General features: G+C 46.4%; 17 protein-coding genes. 7 read left to right on the top strand and 10 right to left on the bottom strand.

The genetic code is table 11. The features are described from left to right. The first annotated feature begins 103 nt into the window (after positions 1–103). From rpsF to dnaB, 5 genes are read left to right on the top strand one after another with little or no spacing between them, the layout of a single operon-like run. Positions 104–478, top strand: coding sequence for a 30S ribosomal protein S6 (gene rpsF / locus ICV89_RS07980; RefSeq protein ID WP_215304752.1), 375 nt, complete (start codon positions 104–106; stop codon positions 476–478). Positions 479–537: 59 nt separating this feature from the next. Then, complete coding sequence (gene priB / locus ICV89_RS07975) at positions 538–831, top strand: primosomal replication protein N (protein ID WP_215308021.1); 294 nt, start codon at positions 538–540, stop codon at positions 829–831. Positions 832–844: 13 nt separating this feature from the next. Continuing rightward, entirely contained in the window at positions 845–1,117 is a 273-nt protein-coding gene (gene rpsR, locus ICV89_RS07970) for a 30S ribosomal protein S18 (RefSeq protein WP_011902267.1), read from the top strand. A gap of 13 nt (positions 1,118–1,130) precedes the next feature. Continuing rightward, on the top strand, positions 1,131–1,583 hold the full coding sequence (rplI, locus tag ICV89_RS07965) for a 50S ribosomal protein L9 (protein ID WP_215308019.1): 453 nt from the start codon (positions 1,131–1,133) through the stop codon (positions 1,581–1,583). 24 nt (positions 1,584–1,607) lie between these two features. Beyond that, a complete protein-coding gene (gene dnaB, locus ICV89_RS07960) occupies positions 1,608–4,103 on the top strand; it encodes a replicative DNA helicase (RefSeq protein WP_371817836.1) in 2,496 nt (831 codons plus the stop codon). A gap of 29 nt (positions 4,104–4,132) precedes the next feature. Here the strand turns inward: dnaB and ICV89_RS07955 are convergent, their stop codons facing one another. From ICV89_RS07955 to ICV89_RS07910, 10 genes are all read right to left on the bottom strand, one after another. Further along, on the bottom strand, positions 4,133–4,663 hold the full coding sequence (locus ICV89_RS07955) for a C40 family peptidase (RefSeq protein ID WP_215308017.1): 531 nt from the start codon (positions 4,661–4,663) through the stop codon (positions 4,133–4,135). Further along, complete coding sequence (locus ICV89_RS07950) at positions 4,644–6,320, bottom strand: PhoH family protein (RefSeq protein ID WP_215308015.1); 1,677 nt, start codon at positions 6,318–6,320, stop codon at positions 4,644–4,646. Before ICV89_RS07950 ends, ICV89_RS07955 begins: the two co-directional genes overlap by 20 nt. A gap of 234 nt (positions 6,321–6,554) precedes the next feature. Further along, positions 6,555–7,022, bottom strand: a complete 468-nt coding sequence (locus ICV89_RS07945) for a peroxiredoxin (RefSeq protein ID WP_215308013.1) — start codon at positions 7,020–7,022, stop codon at positions 6,555–6,557. A gap of 48 nt (positions 7,023–7,070) precedes the next feature. After that, the gene (locus ICV89_RS07940) at positions 7,071–7,988 is read right to left on the bottom strand and encodes a polysaccharide deacetylase family protein (protein WP_215308011.1); all 918 of its coding nucleotides are present in this window, start codon (positions 7,986–7,988) and stop codon (positions 7,071–7,073) included. 22 nt (positions 7,989–8,010) lie between these two features. Continuing rightward, complete coding sequence (locus ICV89_RS07935; protein ID WP_215308009.1) at positions 8,011–9,057, bottom strand: bifunctional UDP-4-keto-pentose/UDP-xylose synthase; 1,047 nt, start codon at positions 9,055–9,057, stop codon at positions 8,011–8,013. A gap of 46 nt (positions 9,058–9,103) precedes the next feature. Continuing rightward, positions 9,104–9,973, bottom strand: coding sequence for a formyltransferase (locus ICV89_RS07930; RefSeq protein ID WP_215308008.1), 870 nt, complete (start codon positions 9,971–9,973; stop codon positions 9,104–9,106). Further along, positions 9,974–10,945 (bottom strand): glycosyltransferase, encoded by a 972-nt coding sequence (locus ICV89_RS07925; RefSeq protein ID WP_215308006.1) that lies wholly within the window; start codon positions 10,943–10,945, stop codon positions 9,974–9,976. Positions 10,946–10,976: 31 nt separating this feature from the next. Continuing rightward, positions 10,977–12,149 carry a DegT/DnrJ/EryC1/StrS aminotransferase family protein gene (locus ICV89_RS07920; RefSeq protein WP_215308004.1) on the bottom strand — a complete coding sequence of 391 codons (1,173 nt, stop codon included), beginning with the start codon at positions 12,147–12,149 and terminating at the stop codon, positions 10,977–10,979. A 16-nt stretch (positions 12,150–12,165) separates the two neighbouring features. Further along, positions 12,166–13,860 (bottom strand): glycosyltransferase family 39 protein, encoded by a 1,695-nt coding sequence (locus ICV89_RS07915; RefSeq protein WP_215308002.1) that lies wholly within the window; start codon positions 13,858–13,860, stop codon positions 12,166–12,168. Next, entirely contained in the window at positions 13,860–14,237 is a 378-nt protein-coding gene (locus ICV89_RS07910) for an Mth938-like domain-containing protein (RefSeq protein WP_215307999.1), read from the bottom strand. The genes ICV89_RS07915 and ICV89_RS07910 overlap by 1 nt, the downstream gene beginning before the upstream one ends. A gap of 79 nt (positions 14,238–14,316) precedes the next feature. Between ICV89_RS07910 and ICV89_RS07905 the strand changes: the two genes are divergently transcribed. Together ICV89_RS07905 and ICV89_RS07900 are read left to right on the top strand one after the other, a co-directional pair. Continuing rightward, on the top strand, positions 14,317–15,585 hold the full coding sequence (locus tag ICV89_RS07905) for a pyridoxal phosphate-dependent aminotransferase (protein ID WP_215307998.1): 1,269 nt from the start codon (positions 14,317–14,319) through the stop codon (positions 15,583–15,585). Continuing rightward, positions 15,582–16,892, top strand: a complete 1,311-nt coding sequence (locus ICV89_RS07900; RefSeq protein ID WP_215307996.1) for a homoserine dehydrogenase — start codon at positions 15,582–15,584, stop codon at positions 16,890–16,892. Before ICV89_RS07905 ends, ICV89_RS07900 begins: the two co-directional genes overlap by 4 nt. Positions 16,893–16,900 lie beyond the last annotated feature (8 nt).

The following is a 16,900-nucleotide window of genomic DNA, read 5'->3' as shown; positions in this document are numbered from 1 at the left end:
GTTTTACCTACAATTTGTTACTACCTTGTCACACTGGCGCTAACTTTAAAACCATCGGAAGTTAGCAAGACGCCCAGGTGATTTTATCCTTAAGGAGTGTTAGATGCGTCATTATGAAATCGTCTTTATCGTCCACCCGGACCAAAGCGAGCAAGTGCCTGCGATGATCGATCGCTACAAAGCGACATTAGCTGCTGCTGGCGGCAAAATTCACCGCATGGAAGATTGGGGTCGTCGTCAGATGGCTTACATGATCGACAAACTTGCTAAAGCCCATTACGTTTGCATGAACATTGAGTGCGACCAGAAAACTCTGGACGAGCTCGAGCACGCATTCAAATTTAACGATGCTGTTTTGCGTCACCTCATCATCAAGACGAAGAAAGCTGAAACAGAGCCTTCCATCATGATGAAAGAAGTGCAACGTGAAGAAGCGCGCAAATCAGCTCAATCCGACGCTCCTGTAGTAGCGGCTTAAGTTAGAAATTTGAAGAGGAATACACAGACTAGAAAACGTATCAGAGTGACGGAGTGGCGTTGAATCATTTCACCCTAACTGCATTCTTGGTATCTAAAGACGCGATTCGATTTACACCAGCAGGAATACCGGTGATGCATTGCCAGCTAGAACATAGCGGCGAAGTAAACGAGGTAGGAGTAGCCAGGAAAATTCAGATGAGTGTTGAAGCCATAGCAATTGGCCCGATACAAAAGGGCTTAGAGCAAATGGATTTAGGGGCCGAGGCAGTGTTTGAAGGATTCTTAGCACCTAAGACTCTACGTAATCAAAGACTTGTTTTCCACATTACCCATATTCAATTGAAAAATTAAAGAGGAAATCATCATGGCGTTTGGAAAGAAACCCGATTTCAAAAAGAAACCAGCTCAGAACCCATTGTTCAAGCGTAAGCGTTATTGCCGTTTCACTGTTGCTGGCGTAGAGCAGATTGATTACAAAGACGTAGATACGTTGAAGGATTTTATTGGCGAAAACGCTAAGATCACTCCTGCACGTTTGACAGGCACAAAAGCTAAATATCAGCGTCAGTTAGACACTGCTATCAAGCGTGCTCGTTACTTGGCTTTGTTGCCATTCTCCGATCAACACAAGAAATAATTGGGAGCCCTCAATGCAAATCATTCTTTTAGAAAAAGTAATTAACCTGGGCAACCTCGGTGACATCGTTCGTGTTAAAGACGGTTACGCTCGTAATTTCCTAATCCCACAACGCAAAGCTCGTCGTGCAACTGAAACAGCCATCGCTGACTTTGCAGTACGTCGCGCTGAGTTGGAAAAGTTGGCTGCTGAGAAATTGGCTGCTGCTGAGGCGGTTGGCACAAAGCTCAAAGACTTGGTTCTCGAAATCGGTCAAAAAGCTGGTGTTGATGGTCGTTTGTTTGGTTCTGTAACAAACCATGACATCGCTGATGCTTTGAAAGCCAAAGGCTTTGCAATCGAAAAAGCTTCTGTACGCATGCCTACTGGCCCGTTGAAGATGGTTGGTGATCACCCTGTAGCGGTAGCAGTTCATACCGATGTAGTGGCTGACATCACTATCCGTGTAGTTGGCGAGCAAGCGTAAGTTTTAAATCTGTAATCTAGCCTCATGGCTGAATCCCGCTCACGCTCTCTTATGCCAAGTCCTGGCATGATGGGTTCTGGGGATGCAGCCTTGCAGGCTTTAAAAGTACCGCCGCATTCTGTAGAAGCCGAGCAATCTTTGCTCGGCGGTCTATTGATCGACAATACAGCCTGGGATCGCCTAGGTGGTGTATTAACTGATAAAGATTTCTATCGTCCTGAACATGCTCTGATCTATAAGGTCATTCAGCGTTTAGTTGGCGACAATCATCCCGCTGACGTCATTACTGTTCATGAGGCTGTTAAGTCCGAGCAGGGTGGTGACTTAGTTGGTATTGATTACCTCAATTCATTAGCGCAAAGCACTCCAAGTGCAGCCAACATCAAAGGCTATGCCGATATTGTTCGTGATCGTAGCATTCTGCGTCGCCTCATCGAAGTATCTGACAACATTGTGAACTCTGCATTTGTTCCAGAGGGCCGTTCAGTCAGAACGCTCTTGGATGAAGCGGAGTCACGTATTCTACAAATTGGTGAAGAGGGTAGTCGCAAAGCTGACTATCTCGAGATCGAACCATTACTTAAAACCGTTGTTGCCCGAATTGACGAGTTATATAACCGTCAAGGTGGCAGTGATATCACTGGTATTGCAACTGGATTCATTGATCTAGATAAACAAACTAGCGGTCTGCAAAAAGGTGACTTGGTGATTGTTGCTGGTAGACCTTCAATGGGTAAAGCGCAACCGCTGGATGCCAAAGTAAAAACAGTTGATGGCTGGAAGTTGATGGGTGACTTGCGGTTTGGCGATCGCCTTGCCTCTGTAGATGGCCAGCATTCCATGGTGACCGGCATCTATCCGCAAGGCATTAAGCAGATTTATAAAGTCACCTTCTCTGATGGTCGTGAGGCTGAGTGTTGCGATGAACATCTCTGGCGGGTGATGTACCGCGACTGGGATGATCCTAAAGTTATTAGTACTGCGCGTTTAATTGAAATGCTTTCTTGTGTTCGCTACCAGAATCGTCTGTGGATAGATCCTGTTTCAGGTGATTTTGGTCATTCAAATACATTACTAATAAATCCTTGGGTGCTAGGTGCATTACTTGGTGACGGAACTTTAGCTCTCTCTCATAAAAGTGTTTCATTCTCCACCAAATCTCCTGAGCTAATTGAGCGCATGAATGCTCTAGCTGGATATGAGATGGAGTTAGTTCATGCCAACGCATATGACTGGAGATTGGTCTCCAAAACCAGAATTGCGGCTAATGGCCAACGTCAATCTGTGCCAACCAATTATTTCCGCTCTGCCTTGCAGGATTTGGGTGTTCTAGGCTGCAGAAGTTTTGATAAATATATCCCCGCTACCTACCTTGAGGCCAATAAAAATTCTCGTCTCGCACTGTTTCAGGGTTTGATGGACACTGATGGCTGGATTGAGAAGTGGGGCTCTATTCGTTTTTGTACTGCAAGTAAACAGTTATCAGAAGATGTTGCCACTTTGGCTAGATCATTAGGCGGCTTTTGCTCAATCGCACAAAAACAGTCAAGCTACACTTACAAAGGCGAGCAGAAGCAGGGTCGTTTGGCCTACGTCTTAAATATGAGTTTTGGCCCAGGCTTTCAAGCATTTACTTTGCCTGAAAAGAAAGAAAGACTCAGAGCGAGCTGGGATCGCCAACGCAGACTGTCATTTAAGAGTATCGAGCCATCCAGAGTGACTGAGGCGCAATGTATCTCCGTTAGTCACCCAGATAGAACCTATATAACTAATGATTACGTAGTAACCCACAACACTGCATTTGCGCTTAATATCGCCGAGAACGTCGCATTGGCTGAAGGTTTGCCGGTCGTTGTTTTCTCAATGGAGATGTCGGGTGAGCAATTGGCGGCCCGTTTATTAGGTTCAGTAGGGCGCGTTGATCAAGGTCGTATGCGTACCGGCAAGCTACAGGATGACGAGTGGCCACGTGTCACGGATGCGATTGCTCGTCTAAGTAATACCCAAATTTTGATTGATGAGACTGGCGCTCTTTCCAGTTTGGAGTTGCGTGCACGTGCACGTCGTATTGCTCGTAACTTTGGCGGAACACTTGGCCTCGTTGTGATTGATTACCTGCAGTTGATGAGTGGCTCTGGTTCTGAGAACCGTGCAACAGAGATCTCTGAGATCTCGCGCTCACTCAAGTCACTCGCAAAAGAATTACAGTGTCCAGTAGTTGCTTTGTCGCAGTTAAACCGTGGCCTAGAGCAGCGCCCTAATAAGCGCCCCATCATGTCTGATTTGCGGGAGTCGGGCGCGATCGAGCAAGATGCTGACTTAATTATGTTCATCTATCGTGATGAGGTGTATCACCCAGATACAACCCAAGATAAGGGCATGGCGGAGATCATCATTGGCAAGCAACGTAATGGACCAATTGGTACTGTGCGCTTGAGCTGGCAAGGTCCATATACCAAGTTCGACAACTTGGCGATGGGATCAGTAGGTTACTCCTCTGGTGGATACGAGCCGTTCTAATTCAAAGAAAGAAGTAAAAGCTTTAATAGTTAAGGCGTCAATCTTCTAGCCTCAGTAAATCTGGCCGCCCAGTAAGGTGAAGAAATATACTCTAGACGCACAGTCCCGCCTGCGCTTGGGGCATGCACAAATCTACCCTGACCTACATAGATGCCTGCGTGTGAATACTTTGCGCCAGTCGTATTAAAGAAGACAAGATCACCAGGTGCAGGCGGACCACTGTCTACGCTTTGGCCACGATTACTCATCTCTTGAATAGTCCTTGGTAACTTGATGTTCGCAGACTTGTTGTAGACATAAGCAATTAATCCACTGCAATCAAACCCCCCATTAGGATTATTGCCGCCATAGCGATAGGGTACGCCGACCAAACCCACTGCAGCAATCGAGATATCTTCGGTACCTACGCTAGTATCTTGTTTGAATTGGGTAAGCTTAGCTGCACTATTTTTTGAGCCAAAACTGCTACACCCCGTAAGCAAGAGAAGGGCGCAAATAAAAATGCCGCACCCCATCAGAGTGCGGCATGAGACAGTTTGCTTAGAGTGCGTCAGCAGCATGATCCGCAAGACGTGAGCGCTCACCGCGAGCCAGAGTCACATGCCCACCATGACGCCAGCCTTTGAAGCGATCAACCACATAAGTTAGACCTGAAGAACCTTCGGTTAAGTAAGGTGTATCAATTTGAGCAATATTACCTAAACAAATAATCTTGGTTCCTGGGCCTGCACGAGTAACCAAGGTTTTCATTTGCTTTGGAGTTAAATTTTGCGCTTCATCAATAATCACAAATTTACTGACAAAAGTTCTGCCGCGCATGAAGTTCATGCTCTTCACTTTAATGCGTGAACGAATCAATTCCTGGGTTGCAGCGCGACCCCATTCACCAGCGCTACCGTCTTCGTTGCGTTGAAGCACCTCAAGGTTGTCATCAAATGCACCCATCCAAGGCTGCATCTTCTCTTCTTCGGTGCCTGGTAAAAAGCCAATATCCTCACCTACAGGAACAGTAGCTCGGGTAATAATGATCTCGTTGTAGCGCTTACTATCCAACACTTGCTCCAAGCCGGCAGCTAAGGCCAGCAGAGTTTTACCAGTGCCCGCTTGCCCCAGTAATGTGATGAAATCCACATCCGGGTTCATGAGTAGATTCATGGCAAAGTTCTGCTCGCGATTACGTGCTGTCACACTCCATACATTATTTTTCTGATGAGAGAAGTCCCTCAGGGTTTGAAGTAGGGCAGTCTTGCCATTGATCTCTTTAACTTGAGCATAGAACGGTGTTGATCCATCTGGATTTTCTTGATAGACAAATTCATTTACTAACATGCTGGGGACTGAGGGGCCGGTGACACGATAAAACATCGTTCCTGATTTGCCGTCCGCCCAGCTCTCCATATCTTTGCCGTGCTTTGGCCAAAAGTCTGCAGGTAATGCCATGACTCCGGAATACATTAAGTCACGATCTTCTAAGACCTGGTCATTAAAATAGTCTTCAGCAGGCAGGCCTAAGGCACGAGCCTTAATGCGCATATTGATATCTTTCGATACCAGAACAACTTCTTGACCTTTACGTGTCTTTTGTAGCTCACTGACCACTGCCAAGATGAGGTTGTCGCCCTTACCTTCAGGTAAGCCCTCTGGTAGCGCTTGGGTAGTCAGTTTTGTCTGGAAAAAGAGTCGACCAGACACATCTTGATTGCCAAGCTTGTTCAGGGGGATACCTTCATCTAATGTGCCGCTAGTACCTGCTACTAATTGATCTAAGGAGCGACTGACTGTGCGGGCGTTACGAGCAACCTCCGTCATACCTTTCTTATGATTGTCCAATTCCTCAAGAGTAGTCATTGGTAAGAAGAGATCATGTTCAGAGAAGCGAAACAGAGAGCTTGGATCATGCATCAATACATTGGTATCCAAGACAAATAGACTCGGAGGACCAGTACGAATAATCCGCTTTGGTTTTTCTGGAACATTCGCTATTTTGTTATCACTGCGCACACTGCGCACAACTACTGGGTTGTGATCACTTTTAATTTTCTCAAGCGCTATTTCAGCAGCAGATAGATCTTCCTCTACATCTGTTGCCCAATCTGGAGTATGGCGATCCATCACAACAGTTTTTGCTGGTGCAGGACGTTTCTTTAAATTCGGGGTGTCCTTGCCACTAATTTTTACTTGGTCAGCAATTTGAGTTGGGATTGGGGGCAATGGCATGCAGACTCTCCTAAAAGAAAAAACCGTCAAGCGGATTGCATTGACGGTTTATAACGAAACTGAGTGTAAAACGATCTGTAAAACGGCGGGGGTTGTTTACCGAGCCTGCTCTTAAGTGTTCAGGCTGTTGAGTCAAACGGATTGTGAGACTTTCCCGTCGTTTACGGTGCATAAGAACTACTTTACCCCAAATTTTGGGCTTTGCAAGTGCCCCAGATTAAATTAATTGAAAAATTATTTAGTTGCTTGGGCTGCTTGTAATACCTCTGTCACATGTCCGGGAACCTTAAGGCCACGCCACTCTTTTACTAGCTTGCCTGAAGAGTCAAAGAGGAAGGTGCTGCGTTCTACGCCGCGAACTTGTTTGCCATACATATTCTTCATTTTCATGACGCCAAATAACTGGCATAAGGTTTCTTCGGTATCGGCAACGAGTTCGAATGGTAATTCCAGTTTGCTTCGGAAGTTGTCGTGAGACTTGATGCTATCCCGAGATACGCCAACGATCAAGGTATTGGCTTTGGTGAAGGCATCAATGTTATCCCGAAATTCACCAGATTCCGCAGTGCAACCTGGAGTCATATCTTTTGGGTAAAAGTAGACAACCAGTTTTTTGCCTTTGGCTGAGTCTGGGGTAAAGGTCAATCCTGATGTTGCTGGGATTGCACATTGGGGCATTGGTTTACCAATTTCTACTGTCATGATAGGACTCTCTTATTTAACTTGATGTATTACGTATTCTGAGCTTACTTATACCGTTTGCAAAATGAGCTCGCCACTTCTATTGGGTATTTCCCCCCAAGTCACTGGCTGTACCGCTATTTTATCTAGTTGCTTAGTAGCTGCCCAAGATTGATGAAGTTCGCCCATGGTAACGAGATCATGCCCTTGATTTAACCAGCCTGCTAGTAGTTGCTCAAAGGCGGGTAGAAGCTTCTGACCTTCAAGCTCTGCATGCAGAGTGAACACTTGATCATTCGGATTGCTTTGGGTGATTTTTAGGAGCTTCTTTACAGCACCAAATTCATCAGCATCATCTATTCCAATCAACTCATCAAAAGTCGGTAAGGTAGTTGGATATTGAATATGTTTTGCTTTGCCAGAAGGTAGGTCAAAACGATATGGCATTAAGTTAGGCTCAGCCCTGCCATCGGAAGAGTATTGAATGCCCCATTGGTCGAGTTGCTCAAAAGCAGCCTCATTCATTTGCCAGCCAGCCGCACCATAAGTGACTGGTGGGTGGCCAAGTATTTCTACAAAACGATCCCAACTTTTTTGCATCTGCGCTTTGGTCCACTGAGCGTCGCGATTGCGCACAGCATCTTGCCAAGCAACGTGATCCCAAGTATGGATGCCAGTCTCATGACCAGCTGTATCTATGGCGCGCATTTCAGTAGCGGCTTGTTTGCCAATATCGGGACCAGGAAGCAGGACTCCGTATAGCAAAGTCTTAATGCCGTAGTGTTCAACGACGGAAGTGCGACTCACTTTTTTTAGAAAGCCTGGCTTGAAGACTCGCTTGAGCGCCCAGCCAGTGTGGTCGGGGCCGAGGCTAAATAGGAAGGTGGCTTTCAGGTCAAAGCGTTCAAGCGTCCGCCCTAGGTTGGGGACACCTTCTTTGGTCCCGCGCAGAGTATCAACATCTACTTTGAGTGCAATCTTAGCCATGAAGCCTTAAACGTACTTTCGCTTATTCTTTATCAACTAAATGACGTGCGTTTTCAACGTCATGTCGATAGGCTTCAAAAATATTCTTCAGCGCATCGCTCATATTGATAATTGGCTTCCAGCCCAATTCAGTCATCGTGTTGTCAATTGCAGGGACACGGTTCTGGACATCCTGATAGCCTTCACCGTAGTAAGCGCCGGAAGTGGTTTCTACTATCTTCACCTCATTTGCTGTCTTTGCGTATTCAGGAATACTACGAGCGATATCGAGCATCTGATTGGCGAGTTCACGAATAGAGTGGTTGTTCTTTGGATTACCGATGTTGTAGATCTTGCCGTTCGCAATACCATCTTTGTTGTCGATGATGCGCATTAAGGCGTCGATACCATCATCAACATAAGTAAAGGCACGTTTTTGCGCACCACCATCAACTACATTGATGGGCTCGCCGCGAACGATATGACCCAAGAACTGAGTAACAACACGGGAAGAGCCTTCTTTTGGTGTGTAGATGCTATCTAGTCCTGGGCCAATCCAGTTAAATGGGCGAAAGAGGGTGAAGCGCAAACCTTCCATGCCGTAACCCCAGATCACGCGATCCATTAATTGTTTAGAGCAAGCATAGATCCAGCGTGGTTTGTTGATTGGGCCATAAACCATGTTTGACTTCGCGGGATCAAACTCACCATCTTCACACATGCCATAGACTTCAGATGTAGATGGAAAAACCAAATGCTTTTTGTATTTAACTGCCGAGCGCACGATTGGTAAATTGGCTTCGAAGTCGAGCTCAAATACTTTTAATGGTTGCTGAACATAAGTTGCTGGTGTTGCAATGGCTACTAAGGGCAAGATGACATCGCATTTACGGATGTGATATTCAACCCATTCTTTATTGATGGTGATGTCACCCTCAAAAAAGTGCATGCGAGGATGGTTTACTAAATCACCAAGGCGATCGTTCTGCATATCCATGCCATAGACATGCCAATCGGTTGTCTCCAGGATGCGCTTTGAAAGGTGATGGCCAATAAAGCCGTTTACGCCAAGAATGAGTACTTTTTTCATCTTTACTGCCTCGTTTTTTAATCTAAAGAGTGCTACTGGTAATTAGTTAGCTATTTGCTGGGAACCAGTCCAGTATCGCTACCGCTTTTTGGTCCCCACAAACGCCGAATACCTGATTATCAACCACTTGGATGCCGGGAGCCTGAAGATCTAGCTGGCTCGGAAATGGGCCCTCTAGGCTGGTCCGAGCCACAATTCTGCGCTGACCTTGCCAGTCTGTAAAAGCGCCTGGATAAGGGGGTGCAACGGCTCTGACGAGGTTATGAACCTGCTGAGCAGTCTGATGCCACAGAATTTGCCCATCGGCAGGCTTGCGGCCCCCAAAATAGCTTCCCTGAGCCAGATTATTGGGTTTTCTAGGGATGCGGCCTTGAATAAGCTCGGGTAGAGCCTGGTTGATTACCGTGATGGCTGCCCGGCTGACTTTGCCAAAGACATCGGTGGCAGTTTCGTTGGGCCCAATCGAAACGGCTGACTGTCCCACAATGTCACCCGCATCCGGCTTAACTTCCATCATGTGCAATGTTGCGCCTGTTTCTGTTGCACCCTGCAAGATAGCCCAATTAACAGGTGCCCGCCCACGGAACTTTGGCAGCAATGAGCCGTGCATATTCAAGGCACCAATCTTGGCGCAGGCCAAGAGTTCTGCCGGAATCATGTGGCGGTAGTAAAAGGAAAAAAGGTAATCAGGTGTTAGTTTTTGAAGTTGCGGTATGAGCTCCATCAGCTGATTCGCATTTGGAGTGATGTAAGGAATCTTTTGATCATCACACAGTTTCGCAACGCTTCCAAACCAGACATTCTCATGAGGATCATCTTGATGGGTAATCACTAGATCAACCTGAATGCCTGCACCTAGCAATGCCTTAAGGCAGTTAACGCCAACATCATGATAAGCAAAGACGACTGCGTGCAATTATTTTTTCTCTAAGACAGTTTGCACAACATAGCGTGGACGCTCGCGAACTTGTTGGTAGATGCGGCCGATGTACTCACCGAGTAGACCAAGACCAAATAGCATCACGCCAATCAGGAAGAAGGTGAGAGCGAAGAGGGTGAACACCCCTTCAACCTCCGCGCCCAGCACAAACCGGCGAACCAGAAGGTAGATAAACAGACTGCCCGCAGCCATTGCCAGCAACATGCCCAGGATCGAGAAAATCTGCAAAGGCATGACGGAAAAGCCGGTCACTAAGTCAAAGTTCAAACGAATGAGTTGATAGAGGCTGTATTTTGACTCACCAGCAAAACGCTCTTCATGTTTGACGGTAATTTCAGTTGGGTTGGATGCGAATGTATAAGCCAGTGCCGGAATAAAGGTGTTGCTTTCATCGCACTGACGTACGAGATCAACAATACGTCGGCTATAGCCACGCAGCATGCATCCTTGATCAGTCATCGTAATACGAGTAATTTTTTGGCGCAAATGATTCATTGCACGTGAAGCAAATTTTCTGAAGAAGCTATCGCGACGATTGGCGCGAATAGTGCCAACGTAGTCATGACCTTTTAGTAATTCATTTACCAATGCATCGATTTCTTCCGGGGGATTCTGCAAGTCAGCATCGAGGGTGATGATGTATTCGCCGCGGGAGTATTCAAAGCCAGCCATGATCGCCATGTGCTGACCAAAGTTGCTATGAAATAACACCGCACGTGTGACATCTGGGCGCAGCTCAACTTGCTTAGCCAGGATACCGGCGGAGCGATCTTTACTGCCATCATTCACAAACACCACTTCATAAGCAATGTTGCGCTTATTAGCCATGACATCTAGCGCAGGATATAAGCGATCAAAGAGGGCTTGTAGGCCATCTTCCTCGTTGTAAACGGGAATGACAATGCTGAGTGTCGGATTGCAGGCTTGGGTAGCTAAATTTGCAGTCATGCTGCAATTTTGCCTGATTCCGCTCTCGGTATTAGTTTTTACGATGTTTCTTCAGAATTCCAGTCAAACCCTTGGCTATACGGCCAATATCTTCATCTGCCATCCCTGGAAAAAGGGGGAGGGTCAAAATGGAGCGACCAATACGCTTTGCTATGGGAGTGACTTCAGCTTGGTACCCCAGCTTTTGGTAAAGCGTGAACCCTGTAATCAACGGGTAATGGACGCCGGTACCAATACCCAACTCTTTAAGTTCAAGCATCACCTGCGCACGATCTACGTTCAATTGCTCAAGCGGCAGTACAACTTGGAACATATGCCAGTTGCTATCAGTGAAGTTTTCTACTGGTAACTCTAAATTGAGATTACCTAGGTCCGCTGATTTCATTTCATGGCGAATGGCATCGAAATACTGTTTAGCCAAAGCACTTCTACGCGCTTGAAATGCTGGTAATTGTTTAAGTTGATACAGGCCGATAACTGCATTCACGTCAGTCAAATTATCTTTGCCACCTAGTACATCAACATCCATACCATCCATACCTTGGCGTGTGAGACCTTGAAGACGAAACTTCTCTGCAAGCCTTGCTTCGTCAGCATTGTTAAGAACAAGACAGCCGCCCTCAACAGTTGATAAATTTTTATTGGCCTGAAAGCTAAAGCTCACGAGATCACCCATGCTGCCAATTTTTTGACCCTTCCACTGCGACCCAAAAGCTTGCGCTGCATCTTCAATCACGCGTAATTGATATTGCTTAGCCAGGCCATAGAGTTGATCCATATTGATAGGCAACCCAGCCAAATAAACGGGCATGATGGCCCGCGTCTTTGGTGTAATTGCTGCAGCCACTTTATTTAAGTCAATATTGCGTGTAACGGGATCGATATCGACAAATACGGGTGTTGCACCCACGCTCAGAATCACATTCGAAGTGGCTACCCAAGAAATAGGGGTAGTGATGACTTCATCCCCAGCTCCAATACCGGCTACCTGCAAAGCGATTTTCATAGTGGCGGTGCCATTGGCAAAGCAACGCACAGGTCGACCGCCGAAATAGTCGCTTAAGGTCGCTTCAAACTCCGCTAGCTTCGGACCTGAGGTAACCCAACCAGAACGTAAAACCTCGGCAACTGCATCAATCGTTTCTTGATTAAAGTGTGGGCGCGTAAATGGGATGAAGGGAAGGGTATTTTCAGTAGTGGACATGACGAACCTTAAAAACTTATTGTGCGGAGCTGCTTTGTAAATCCGGATGTTTAACAATGACGCGCCGAGAATCTCTACCCACTTCTTGCACTGGTACATTGAGTTTCTGCAGCTCGATATATTGCTCTGGAACCATCAATGCATAAGCCGTCTGATCTTTTTTCCAGCGTTCGATAAAAGCAGCAAAGGTGGGGATCCACAACTCAGGCTCTTGCTTAACGCCAAATTCCAATTCATCCGGAGACTCCACCATGATCATCGTTCTGCCGAGATAGAAGGGTACTGTGTGGTCTAGGATTCTGATGGAGTAAAAATTCACTTTTTCAGGAATGCCGGCTTTCACTTTTTCCACTAAGTCGATGCCGGATACTGCGCGACCTAAAGTTTCGTGGCCCGTACCCGCAATGATTGCGCAGAGAAAAAATCCTACTGCAAAACTAGTGATGCTACTTAGGCCATTACGTTTACTTTGTATAAATGACAGGAGGCTAAATGTAATTAATGCAATCAGCGCTGCAACTATCCAATAAGTATATTGAGCATAAGATTCAATTTCATCCGGTCTTGCTTGCTTACTCACTTCGCCTAAGAAGAAAAATCCAAGGCCACCTAAGATGGCAAAGAAGAGGGCTTGTAATTTCCAGGGTAGGCCCAGTTCATTACCAAGGCTCAGATTGCGATCTACGGAATGGCCAACAAGCATTGCCAGCGCCGGAAAGACTGGGATGATGTAGCCAGGCAATTTTGATTGAGAGATACTAAAAAATCCCATGATCACGGCAAACCAGCAGGTGAGTAACCATCCGCTAGAAAACTCACGATTACGCTCTTGCCAAGCCTGAGTAAGAGCTCCGGGAATTTGTGCAATCCATGGCAAAAAGCCAATTATTAACAGTGGTATGAAGTAATAAACTGGACCAGTGCGGCTGTGGGCTGTTTGTGTAAAACGTTGTAAGTGTTCGTGAATAAAGAAGAACTCCAAAAATTCTGGATTGCGTTGCGCCACCAGAACAAACCAAGGTGCAGTAATGACTAAAAATAAAATCGAGCCACTAATGATGTGTAGTCGCTTCCAGATCTTCCAGTCCCACGCAGTAATCGAATAAACAGCAAATACCATTCCGGGGATGGCGACTCCAATCACACCCTTGGATAGCGTTGCTAAGGCCATAAAGGCCCAGCAGGCCCACATCCACCTCCTGGTATCGCTCGAGTTTTGGGAGCTTTGTGCCAATAAAAGACTGCAGAGTGCAGCGACTAAAAATGCTGACAATCCCATATCGAGTGAGTTGATATGTCCACCAATCACCCACATTGGGCTCGAAGCTAAAGCGATTGCAGCTAACCAGCCTGCTCGTGGACTGTAGATACGTGCGCCAGTAAATCCGATAAACACAATCGTTAGAAATCCAGTGAGCGCAGTCCATAAGCGCGCTTGCCAATCACCAATGCCAAATATATTGAAGGCGGTAGCGGTGGCCCAAATTTGTAAAGGGGGTTTTTCAAAATACTTATACCCGTTGTAGCGAGGTGTGACCCAATCTCCAGTGACGAGCATCTCACGAGCAATCTCGGCATAACGTCCTTCATCTGACGGAATGAGGTGACGATAATTTAAGGTGCCAAACCACAGCAAGGCATAGATCAAAACCAAAATCAGAATACTTACCGGTTTGAGGGTGCTTGACTGCCGAATTGGGTCAAACTGCATTAGGCGGCCTCCACAATCAGAGCAAGAAGGACTTGGCGACCTTCGCCAACAAGGATGTTGTAAGTGCGACAAGCGGCCTGAGAATCCATCACCTCAAAACCAAGCTTGGCTTCAATCAAGGTTTTTAAAAGTTCAGGCCTTGGGAAGCGCTGCCGTTTACCAGTGCCAATAATGATTAATTCAGGCTTAAGGGAGGCCATTTGAGTGAAATCTGCTGAACTCAGCTCTTCAAAGGACTTGATTGCCCATTCCAGGATTTCACCATCAGAACTCAGCAAAACCGCGTGACTATAGGGGATCTTATTGATCTCGATGTAGCCATCGCCGTAACCGGTGATCGTATTGGCTCCGGAATGGGGGTCAGATTGAAGCTTCACATGGACTCTCTGTCATAATTGTGGTGATTATAGCTAGCTGTTTTTTCCTAGATTTCAAGAACTTATCCTTTAATTCATTGTGAAACCGATCCTAAAGTCCGAAAAACTCAATCACGTCTGTTATGACATTCGTGGACCCGTGCTGGAGCTCGCTCAGCGCATGGAAGAAGAGGGTCACAAAATCATCAAACTCAACATCGGCAACGTGGGTGTTTTTGGGTTTGATCCTCCAGAAGAGATTCAGTTGGACATGATCCGTAATTTGGGTAATGCCTCAGCGTACTCTGATTCCAAGGGAATTTTTGCGGCTCGTAAGGCCATCATGCAATATTGCCAGGAAAAAGGCATTCAGGGCGTTACTTTGGATGACATCTATACCGGTAATGGGGTTTCTGAATTAATCGTTCTTGCAATGAATGCATTGCTCAATAACGGTGATGAAGTCCTGGTGCCGGCACCTGACTACCCATTATGGACAGCTGCTGTCAGCTTGTCTGGTGGCACCCCAGTACATTATTTATGTGATGAGTCGAAAGAGTGGGCCCCGGATCTAGCGGATTTACGTAAAAAAATTACGCCCCGCACTAAAGCGATTGTGGTGATTAATCCCAACAATCCAACAGGCGCCATTTATGCCAAAGAAGTACTGACAGAGTTAACCTCTATCGCCCGTGAACATGGCTTGATTCTGTTTGCCGACGAGATTTACGACAAGATGTTGTACGACAAAGAGAAGCATGTCTCATTGGCGTCCTTATCTACTGATGTAGTGACAATTACTTTTAATGGTTTATCCAAAAACTATCGCTCTTGCGGCTACCGTGCTGGCTGGATGGTGGTGTCTGGAGATAAAGAGATGATTCGTGATTACATCGAAGGCCTCAATATGTTGTCCTCTATGCGCCTGTGCGCCAACGTACCAGGTCAGTATGCTATTCAGACAGCTTTGGGTGGCTATCAAAGCATCAATGATTTGGTCAACGAAGGCGGGCGTTTAGCCAAGCAGCGCGATCTCGCCTGGAAACTCATTACCGAAATTCCGGGTGTGACTTGTGTCAAGCCAAAGTCTGCTTTGTATTTATTCCCAAAACTCGATTCTGAAATGTATCCAATTGAAGATGATCAGCAATTTGTAGCTGATCTTCTGAAAGAAGAAAAAGTATTGCTGGTGCAAGGCACTGGTTTTAATTGGGTCAAGTCAGATCACTTCCGTGTAGTGTTCTTACCTCATGAGGATGTGCTGAAGGAGGCCATTGGCCGTCTGGCACGCTTCTTGGAGCGTTATCGTCAAAAACATAGTCGCAAGGTAACTAATTCGACTAATTCAACAGCAACAAAGGCATCATGAAACCGATTCAAGTAGGTCTATTAGGTATTGGCACTGTAGGTGGTGGTGTATTTACTGTTCTCGAACGTAACCAAGATGAGATTACCCGTCGTGCTGGTCGTGGCATTCGTATTAACACTGTTGCCGACCTTAATGTAGAGCGTGCTAAGGAGTTAGTCAAAGATCGCGCTCAAGTTGTGAGTGATGCTCGTGCCGTTATTAACAATCCTGAAATTGATATCGTTGTTGAGTTGATTGGTGGTTATGGTATTGCTAAGGACTTAGTGCTTGAGGCAATCGCAGCTGGCAAGCATGTGGTTACAGCCAATAAGGCTTTGATCGCGGTGCATGGCAATGAGATTTTTAAAGCTGCCCACGAAAAGGGCGTGATGGTTGCGTTTGAAGCTGCCGTTGCTGGCGGTATTCCAATTATCAAAGCGCTTCGTGAAGGTTTGACTGCGAACCGCATTGAGTGGATTGCTGGCATCATCAACGGCACAACCAATTTCATTCTTTCTGAGATGCGTGACAAAGGCTTAGACTTTGCGACTGTCTTGAAAGAAGCGCAGCGTTTGGGCTACGCAGAGGCAGATCCGACGTTTGATATTGAAGGTGTAGATGCTGCCCATAAGGCCACCATCATGAGTGCAATTGCGTTTGGTATTCCCATGCAATTTGAGAAAGCGCACGTTGAGGGTATTACCAAGTTAGATGCCATCGATATTCAATATGCTGAGCAGTTAGGCTATCGCATTAAGTTACTTGGGATTGCGAAAAAGACAACTACTGGCGTTGAGTTGCGCGTGCACCCAACCTTAATTCCAACGAAGCGTCTCATTGCAAACGTTGAAGGCGCCATGAATGCTGTTCAGGTATTCGGGGACGCTGTTGGTACTACGCTTTACTACGGTAAGGGTGCAGGCTCAGAGCCAACCGCTTCTGCTGTGATTGCAGACTTAGTGGATATCACGCGTTTATTGGGTGCAAGCCCAGAGAGTCGCGTCCCTTATTTGGCGTTTCAGCCGGATGCAGTTCGCGATATTGCCGTATTGCCAATGGGTGAAATTACCACGAGCTATTACTTGCGTTTGCGCGTAGCAGATCAAGCCGGTGTATTGGCTGACATTACCAAGATCTTGGCGGCTCATAGCATCTCTATTGATGCCCTCTTGCAAAAAGAAGCCGATGAAGGTGAAAGCCAAACTGATTTGGTTGCACTGACTCACGAGACTAAAGAAAAGCACATGCTGGCAGCGATACAGGAAATTCAGAATCTGAAAACTGTTGCCGGTGAAGTGGTGAAGATCCGTTTAGAAAATCTGTCCTAATACAAATC

The organism is Polynucleobacter sp. Adler-ghost, assembly GCF_018688495.1.
In the GTDB taxonomy this organism is placed as follows: domain Bacteria; phylum Pseudomonadota; class Gammaproteobacteria; order Burkholderiales; family Burkholderiaceae; genus Polynucleobacter.
This window is presented reverse-complemented; position numbering and strand designations above follow the sequence as displayed.

Excerpts from the sequence above, each read along its gene's own strand:
- rplI (WP_215308019.1), top strand. The coding sequence starts at position 1,131 with ATGCAAATCATTCTTTTAGAAAAAGTAATTAACCTGGGCAACCTCGGT.
- rpsR (WP_011902267.1), top strand. The coding sequence starts at position 845 with ATGGCGTTTGGAAAGAAACCCGATTTCAAAAAGAAACCAGCTCAGAAC.
- ICV89_RS07945 (WP_215308013.1), bottom strand. The coding sequence starts at position 7,022 with ATGACAGTAGAAATTGGTAAACCAATGCCCCAATGTGCAATCCCAGCA.
- ICV89_RS07935 (WP_215308009.1), bottom strand. The coding sequence starts at position 9,057 with ATGAAAAAAGTACTCATTCTTGGCGTAAACGGCTTTATTGGCCATCAC.
- ICV89_RS07955 (WP_215308017.1), bottom strand. The coding sequence starts at position 4,663 with ATGCTGCTGACGCACTCTAAGCAAACTGTCTCATGCCGCACTCTGATG.
- dnaB (WP_371817836.1), top strand. The coding sequence starts at position 1,608 with ATGGCTGAATCCCGCTCACGCTCTCTTATGCCAAGTCCTGGCATGATG.
- ICV89_RS07925 (WP_215308006.1), bottom strand. The coding sequence starts at position 10,945 with ATGACTGCAAATTTAGCTACCCAAGCCTGCAATCCGACACTCAGCATT.
- ICV89_RS07900 (WP_215307996.1), top strand. The coding sequence starts at position 15,582 with ATGAAACCGATTCAAGTAGGTCTATTAGGTATTGGCACTGTAGGTGGT.
- ICV89_RS07940 (WP_215308011.1), bottom strand. The coding sequence starts at position 7,988 with ATGGCTAAGATTGCACTCAAAGTAGATGTTGATACTCTGCGCGGGACC.
- ICV89_RS07915 (WP_215308002.1), bottom strand. The coding sequence starts at position 13,860 with ATGCAGTTTGACCCAATTCGGCAGTCAAGCACCCTCAAACCGGTAAGT.
- ICV89_RS07950 (WP_215308015.1), bottom strand. The coding sequence starts at position 6,320 with ATGCCATTGCCCCCAATCCCAACTCAAATTGCTGACCAAGTAAAAATT.
- ICV89_RS07920 (WP_215308004.1), bottom strand. The coding sequence starts at position 12,149 with ATGTCCACTACTGAAAATACCCTTCCCTTCATCCCATTTACGCGCCCA.
- rpsF (WP_215304752.1), top strand. The coding sequence starts at position 104 with ATGCGTCATTATGAAATCGTCTTTATCGTCCACCCGGACCAAAGCGAG.